Genomic DNA, 8,053 nt, shown 5'->3' with positions numbered 1-8,053 from the left:
CTTGGTTCAGGGCGTTGTAGGCGATCGCGCGGCCGTTGCCGCTGGTCTGATTGCCGTCCGTGTCGTAACCGTAGGCGATGCCGCCGACGAAGATCGCCGCATGCGGGCTGCCGAGGCTGCCGTGCTGGGCGCAGCCGGCAGGGCCGGCGTATTGGTAGGTGACCGTGCCGCCGGAGAGCGGGGATTTGGTGCAGAGGTTGCCGAGCATGTCGTAGCTCAGGCGGAGCATCGGGATCGTGGACGGCACGGCGCCGTTGATCTTGACGAGGCCGGCGCTGTTGAGCCGGTTGAGCGCATCGTAGATGAAGCTCTTCGAGGTGGTGGCACCGTGCACGGCGCGGGTGCGCGCAGCCATCTCCTTCACTCAGACGCCAGCTTCCCATAGCGCATCCTTCGGATTGTGTTCGCATTCCTTCGAGGGAATCGACGTTTCGCTCTACTGGCGGGCAAATTGTTGCAATGCTCACGTGCCAAACCATGACTACGGTCTTACTTCGCACATCGCGACCCGTCCCGGGGGACCATAACGTTCAGAAGTGACGCCCATCGGAACAACGCTCCATCGGCCACGCGCGGTCGTGCCGCTGCGGACTGTCCAGCCGGCGCGGGTGGCGCGGGCGCGAACGCCTGCACGAAGGCGGTGCGGATTGCTCTATCCTTTGCAGGTCTGCATTCGATGGCGCGCCAGCATGGACCTGAGCTATATCCTGAACCACCTCGGTGAAGATCGCGCGGCACATCGCGGCGCGGTGTCGCCGCCGATCTACCAGAGTTCGATCTTTGCGTTCCCGACGGTGGATGCGTTCCGCCATGGCTTCCGCGACGAGCTAGGCAACACGATCTACACACGCGGCAACAATCCGACGGTGGAAGTGCTGCGCAGGAAGGTCGCCGCGCTCGAAGGCGCGCAAGACTGCCTGATGTTTTCCAGCGGTGCGGGCGCGATCTCCGCGGCGGTCATCGCCAGCGTTGCCGCAGGCGATCACGTGATCTGCGTCGCCCGCCCGTACTCGTGGACGCGCGCGGTGCTGCGCGATCTGCTCGGTCGCTTCGGCGTGACGACGGACTTCGTCGACGGCACGGATACGGCGAACTTCGCGAGTGCCATCACGCCGCAAACGAAGCTGATCGTGCTCGAAAGTCCGAATTCGATGACCTACGAGCAGCAGGATCTCGCCGCGGTTGCGAATCTGGCCAAGGCACATGGTATCCGCACGCTGTGCGACAACAGCTACGCTACGCCGTTGAACCAGTCGCCGCTCGCGCTCGGCATCGACATGGTCGCGCACTCGGCGACCAAGTATCTCAACGGCCACAGCGACGTCGTTGCCGGCGCGCTGTGCGCGAGCGAGGCGATCGTCCGCGAGGTGTTCAAGAAGGCCTACATGGTCTGCGGCGCGGTGATGTCGCCGCACGACGCGTGGTTGATGATCCGCGGCCTGCGTACGCTGGCGGTGCGCATGGAGCGCATCGCGCGCACGACGGGCGAGGTGCTCGCGTTCCTGCAGACGCATCCGAAAGTGGAAAAAGTATACTGTCCGCACGACGTGGGCAATCCGCAATTCGGCTTGACGCGGACGCAGTTGCGTGGTGCGAGCGGCTTGCTGACGGTGGCGCTGCGCGCGCCGGATGTGGCCGGCGTCGAGCGCTTCTGCAATGCGTTGCGGCGCTTCCTGATGACGGTGTCCTGGGGTGGCTACGAGTCGCTGCAGTTCCCGGTCTGCGCGGTTTACCCGGCAGATGCGCCGCTCGTGCCTCCTGCGGGCGGCGCGGGACTCAACTACGTGCGTCTGTCGGTGGGGTTGGAGGAGCCCCAGGCGCTGATCGCCGACCTGCGTCAGGCGCTGGCGGCGATATAGGTGCAATTTTGCGGCCGCGGAACGGTTCCCGCGATGCCACAAGTCGCCACCGATTCGCCATGCGGCCGCGTCAGGCTATGGGCGCGGTGGAATAGTTCGTAGAATCGCATAGGGGTTGATCTGTTTTGTGCTGGAATTGCGTCCTTGTGGACGCGAAGTATCCCGCGCGCATGCGCTCGAGACACCAAGGGACGAAGGCATCATGGGGCTGTTGAACTTCATCTGGAACCTGCCGCTGATGTTGCTGCGGCTGGTCGGCGCGGTACTGTCGTTTTTTTTCGGTCGCATGGGCTGGGATGCGCCGCCGTGGGCGCGCGCGGTCGGTGCGGGGTGGAACCGGCTCGGCGGCGCGGTGCAGGCACGGCCCGCACGCTCGGCGGGCATCCTCGCGGTGTTGCTCGTGCTCGGCGTCGGCGGCGCGGTCGGCTATCGCGCGTGGCGCGATCGGCCCAGGCCCGTGGTCGAGGCGCCGGCAACGTTCGCCGCACAGGCGCCGCTGCTGACCGGCTACGATGAGGAGGCGCGCAAGCTGATCCTGCATCCGCTGCACGTGACCTTCAGCCGCTCGGTCGCGCCACTGGCGCTGGTCGGCAAGTCGCCGACCGCGGGCATCGCGATGCAGCCTCAGCTTGCCGGCACCTGGACCTGGCTCAATGATCGCGAACTGAATTTCCTGCCCAAGGACGACTGGCCGGTCGGTCAGAAGTATGCGGTCGTGTTCGATCCCAAGCTGGCGTTTGTCGATCACGTCAAGATCGACAAGGATCGCTTCGATTTCGCCAGCGCGCCGTTCAAGGTCAGTGTTGCCCAAGGCGAGTTCTACCAGGATCCGCAGGACGCGACGGCGAAAAAGGTCGTGATTCACGCGCGCTTTACCCATCCGGTCGATCCGGCGAGCTTCGAGAAGGCCGTGAGCCTGAAGCTGGCAGGCACGAAGCTGGCGTCGACGCCGAAGAAATTCAGCGTCACCTACGACGAACGCAAGGTCAACGCCTTCGTCCATTCCGAGCCGCTGACGATTCCGACCGACGACGAAGCGCTGAGCTGGACGATCGCGGCGGGCGTCAGGGCCGCGCGCGGCGGCCCCGCGACCGAGAGCGCGCTCGACGGCAAGGTTCCCGTACCCGGGTTGTACAGCCTGCGCATCGACAACGTAGAGGCGACCCTGGTCGACAACGCCAGGTACGAGCCCGAGCAGGTGCTCGTCGTCGACACCTCGCAGGCCGTCAACGAAGCCGATGCGCGCAAGGCGGTCACGGCTTGGCTGCTGCCGAAATACAACCCGAAAATTCCGCAAGCCGAACGCGGCGACCAACCCTCGTCCTGGGACGACAGCGAGGTCGGTGAGGATGTGCTGCGCAGCGCGCAGAAACTCGATCTCGAATCGATCCCGACCGAGCGCGAATACGAGGGCCTGCACAGCTTCAAGTACAAGGCCGATCCGGGCCGCTACCTCTACGTGAAGGTGAACAAGGGGCTGAAGTCGTTCGGTGGCTATGTGCTCGGCAAGGATACGGCGCAGATCATCACCGTGCCCGAGTATCCGAAGATGCTCCGCTTCGCCGCCGACGGCGCGCTGCTGTCGCTGTCGGGCGACAAACGCGTGGGCGTCGTCGCGCGCAACGTGGCGGGTATGCAGGTTGAGATCGGGCGCGTGCTGCCGGACCAGTTGCAGCATCTGGTGACGTTCAACCAGGGCACCTACAGCAAGCCGCAGACGTATTCGCTGAGCGCCGATCAGATCACCGAGCGCTTCGTCAGCAAGGTGCCGTTCGCCGAAGGCGCCGACCCTGCCAAGGCGCGTTTCGAGGGCGTCGATCTCGGCAAGTATTTCGGCTCGGGCGCGAATGCAAAGCACGGCGTGTTCCTGCTCAAGCTCGGCGAGTTGCAGCCGGAAGCGCCGAAGGTCGAGGTCGACCCGAATGCGGACGAACCTGTCGAGGGAGACGAGGAAGGTACGGCGGCAGGCGGCGAGGGGGAGGGGAGCTTCACCAGCGACGACAGCAATGCGCCGGGCGACGCGCGTCTGATCGTGGTCACCGACCTCGGCATGATCGCGAAGAAGTCGCTGGCCGGCGACTACGACGTGTACGTGCAGTCGATCGCGAACGGCGCGCCGGTCGCTGGCGCCAACGTTGACGTGGCCGGCAAGAATGGCCAGACGCTGGCCTCGCACACGACCGATGCGACCGGCCACGTCCACTTCGATGCGCTCGACGCGATGAAGCGCGAGAAAACGCCGGTGATGTTCGTCGTGCGCAAGGCCGACGATCTCTCGTTCCTGCCGATCGGCGAGCGCGACCGCTCGCTCGACTTCTCGCGCTTCGACATCGGCGGCGAGCGCAACGCGAAGAACGCGGGACGGTTGGGCGCCTATCTATTTTCCGACCGCGGCATCTATCGCCCCGGCGATACGTTCCATGTCGGCGTCATCGTGCGCGCGGCAGACTGGACCAAGCCGCTCGACGGCATTCCACTGATCGCCGAGATCACCGATGCGCGCGGCACCGTCGTCGACACGCGCCGGCTGCGCGTCGACACCGCCGGTTTCCTCGGCGTCGACTACGCGACTCAGGAAAGCTCGCCGACCGGCACCTGGAACGTCAATGTATACATTTCCAGGGACGGAAAAGCCGACGCGCAGATCGGCTCGGTTGGCGTGCTGATCAAGGAATTCCTGCCCGACCGCATGAAGGCCGAGGCGCGCCTGTCGGCATCCTCGCCGGACGGCTGGGTGAAGCCCGATGGTCTCAAGGCGCTGTTCTCGCTGCAGAACTTGTTCGGCACGCCGGCGCAGAATCGCCGTGTCGAGGCGACGCTGACATTGACGCCGTCGATCCCGAGTTTCCGCGCCTATCCCGACTACAAGTTCTTCGACCCGCAGCGCGCGAAGGAAGGCTACTCCGACCCGCTCGGCGAGCGCACGACGGACGACAAGGGCGAGGCCGAGTTCCCGCTCGATCTGTCCAAATACGCGAACGCGACCTACATGCTGCGCTTCTTCGCCAAGGGCTATGAGGCCGAGGGCGGGCGCAACGTCGCCGCGCAGGCGGCCCAGCTCGTGTCTTCGCTCGACTACCTCGTCGGTGCGAAGACCGATGGCGACCTCGGCTTCGTCCAGCGCAACGCCGGGCGCAGCGTCAACCTGATCGCGATCGATGCGAACGCGAAGAAGATCGCGGTCGGCAATCTGAGGGCCGCGATCATCGAGCGCCGTTACGTGTCGATCCTGACCAAGCAGGACTCGGGTGTCTACAAATACGAATCCAAGGCCAAGGACGTCACCGTGTCCGATGCGCCGTTGTCGATCGCGGCGAACGGTAACGATTTCGCGCTGCCGACCGACAAGCCGGGCAGCTTCGCCCTCGTCGTGCGCGATGCCGCGGGAAACGAACTCAATCGCGTGGAATACAGCGTCGCCGGCGAAGCGAACCTCACGCGCTCGCTCGAGCGCAACGCCGAACTGCAACTCGCGCTGAGCAAGCACGACTACGCGCCGGGCGAGGAGATCGAGATCGCGATCCGTGCGCCGTATGCAGGCAACGGTCTGATCACGATCGAGCGCGACAAGGTCTACGCGCACCAGTGGTTCAAGGCCGCGACCTCGGGTTCGGTGCAGAAGATCACCGTGCCCAAGGATTTCGAGGGCAACGGCTACGTCAACGTGCAGTTCGTGCGCGATCCGTCGTCGGACGAAATTTTCATGTCGCCGCTGAGCTATGGCGTAGTGCCGTTCTCGGTGAATCGCGACGCGCGCCGTGACGCAACGAAGATCGACGTGCCGAGCCTGGTCAAGCCGGGCGACACGCTGCACATGAAGGTGAATGTCGCGCAGTCCTCGCGCATCGCCGTGTTCGCGGTCGACGAGGGTATCTTGCAGGTTGCGCGCTACAAGCTCGGCGACCCGCTCGACTTCTTCTTCCGCAAGCGCATGCTCGATGTGAAGACGAGCCAGATCCTGGATCTGATTCTGCCCGAGTTCTCCAAGCTCGTCGCGATGGCCGCACCGGGCGGCGACGCCGACGAGTTGCTCGCGCGCCATCTCAATCCGTTCAAGAAGAAGCGCAAGGAGCCGGTGGCGTGGTGGAGCGGCATCGTCGACATCAACGACAGCCGTGAATTCACCTGGACCGTGCCCGACGATTTCAACGGCAAGCTGCGCGTGATGGCGGTGGCCGTGCGTGCCGACAAGATCGGCATTGCGCAGGCCACTTCCACGGTGCGCGGAGACTTCGTGTTGTCACCAAACGTGCCGAACATGGTCGCGCCGGGCGACGAGTTCGAGGTCAGCGTCGGTGTTGCCAACAACCTGACCGGGCTGGGGGGCAAGCAGGTACCGGTGAAGCTCGCGTTCGCGCCGTCGGCCGGACTCGAAGTGATCGGTGCGGCCGAGCAGGAACTGCCGATCGGTGAATTGAAGGAAGGCGTCGTCGTCTACAAGCTGCGCGCCAAGGATGTGCTCGGCCCGGCCAGGCTCGACTTCAGGGCGAGTTATGCCGACAAGTCGGCGAAGATCGGTACAGAAGTGTCGGTGCGGCCGGCGTCGGCGTATCGCACCGACGTGGTTGTCGGCGACATGGACAAAGGCTCTGCGGATGTCAAAGATCTGCGCGCAGTGTTCGACGCATTCGCCAAGCGCAACGTGTCTGCCGCGTACACGCCACTCGTGCTCGCGCGGGGTTTGTCAGCCTATCTTGCCGACTTTCCGCACCGCTGCACCGAGCAGCTCATCAGCCAGGGCGTGCCCTCGCTCGTGTTCGCGGCACATCCCGAATACGGCAGCCTCGCGGTCGATGCGAACGGCAAGCCGGTGAAACCCGCGGGCGATCCGCTGCAGGGTCTCTACGCGGTGATGCACTCGCGCCAGAACAACGAAGGCGGATTCGGCCTGTGGACGTCGACGCCGCAATCGGCGCGGTTCGCCTCGGTCTATGCGATGCAGTTCCTCGTCGAGGCGAAGGAGCGCGGGCAGCGCCTGCCGGGCGACATGCTCGACTCCGGCAACCGCTATCTCATGCAACTCGCGGCGGACGAGCGCGATGGCTCGCTCGATGGCCTGCGCGAGCGTGCGTTCGCCGTGTACCTGCTCACGCGCCAGGGCACGGTGACGACGAACTATCTCGCCGCCGTGCGGAAGCGCCTCGACGACCGCCACACCAAGGTCTGGCGCGACGACCTCGCCGCGGGCTACATCGCCGCTTCGCTCAAGCTGCTCAAGCAGGACAAGGAAGCCGACGCGCTGATCGCCGGGCCGCAGGCCGTACTCACGCGCTCGACGATCGAAAATGCCTACCGCTTCCAGCCGTACTCGTACTACGGCCCGCTCGTGCGCGACGCCGGCATCCTCTACCTGGTCGCCAAACACTTCCCCGAGCGCGCGAAGGCGCTGCCGCCTGCGGCGGTCGCGAACCTGCTGCGGCCGGTGCAGCGTGGCTGGTACAACACCTTGTCTTCGGCGATGACGATCCTTGCGCTCGACGCCTACGGCGCGCAGGCCGGCGCCGACAAGCTTGCGCTCAGCGCGCTGCTCAAGGACGGCACGGTGAAGCTGCTGACCCAGCAACCCGGCGCGCTGGTGCGCGCGGCGTTCGATTCCGCGGCGACCGGCCTGCGCATCGACAACGCGCTTGACGCGCATGCCTGGTATGCCGTCACCGTCGCCGGCTACGATCGCGCGCCGCCGCAGGCCGAACTGAAGCAAGGCCTCGAAATCATCCGCGAATTCACAGACACCGACGGCAAGGCCGTCACTACGGCGACGCTCGGCCAGGAAATCGACGTGCACCTGAAGATTCGTGCGACCGAAGTCGACACGATCGGCAATGTCGCCATCGTCGACCTGCTGCCGGGCGGCTTCGAAGTCGTGCAGAACCCGCCGCCCGCGCCGACGGAGGATGCCAATGCCGCCGACGCGAACACCGACGGCGTCGCCGCGCAGCAACCTGCTTGGCGCTCGCCGATCGGCGTGAGCGGCTCGAACTGGTCGCTCGAATACGCCGACGTGCGCGAGGACCGCGTCATTCTCTACGGCACTGCCTCGCGCGGCGTCAACGAATTCGTCTACCGCATCCGCGCGACGAATGCCGGCACCTTCGTCGTGCCGCCGGCCTACGGCGAATCGATGTACGACCGCGCGGTGCAGGCGCGGTCGTTGGGCTCCAAGATCACCGTGGCGAAAAAATAGCTCACCGTTC

3 protein-coding genes are annotated in these 8,053 nt (G+C 65.4%); 2 read left to right on the top strand and 1 reads right to left on the bottom strand.

Going from position 1 to position 8,053, the window contains the following annotated elements:
* Positions 1–355: hypothetical protein (locus AC16HO_RS00435; RefSeq protein WP_484335249.1), on the bottom strand; the 355-nt coding region annotated here is incomplete at its 3' end.
* Between the two features lie 334 nt (positions 356–689).
* Between AC16HO_RS00435 and AC16HO_RS00430 the strand changes: the two genes are divergently transcribed.
* Together AC16HO_RS00430 and AC16HO_RS00425 are read left to right on the top strand one after the other, a co-directional pair.
* A complete protein-coding gene (locus AC16HO_RS00430; protein WP_395643611.1) occupies positions 690–1,859 on the top strand; it encodes a trans-sulfuration enzyme family protein in 1,170 nt (389 codons plus the stop codon).
* 202 nt (positions 1,860–2,061) lie between these two features.
* Positions 2,062–8,043 carry an alpha-2-macroglobulin family protein gene (locus tag AC16HO_RS00425; RefSeq protein ID WP_395643612.1) on the top strand — a complete coding sequence of 1,994 codons (5,982 nt, stop codon included), beginning with the start codon at positions 2,062–2,064 and terminating at the stop codon, positions 8,041–8,043.
* The last annotated feature ends 10 nt before the right edge of the window (positions 8,044–8,053 follow it).

The sequence above is a fragment of the Rudaea sp. genome (assembly GCF_057139185.1).
This window is presented reverse-complemented; position numbering and strand designations above follow the sequence as displayed.

Excerpts from the sequence above, each read along its gene's own strand:
- AC16HO_RS00430 (WP_395643611.1), top strand. The coding sequence starts at position 690 with ATGGACCTGAGCTATATCCTGAACCACCTCGGTGAAGATCGCGCGGCA.
- AC16HO_RS00425 (WP_395643612.1), top strand. The coding sequence starts at position 2,062 with ATGGGGCTGTTGAACTTCATCTGGAACCTGCCGCTGATGTTGCTGCGG.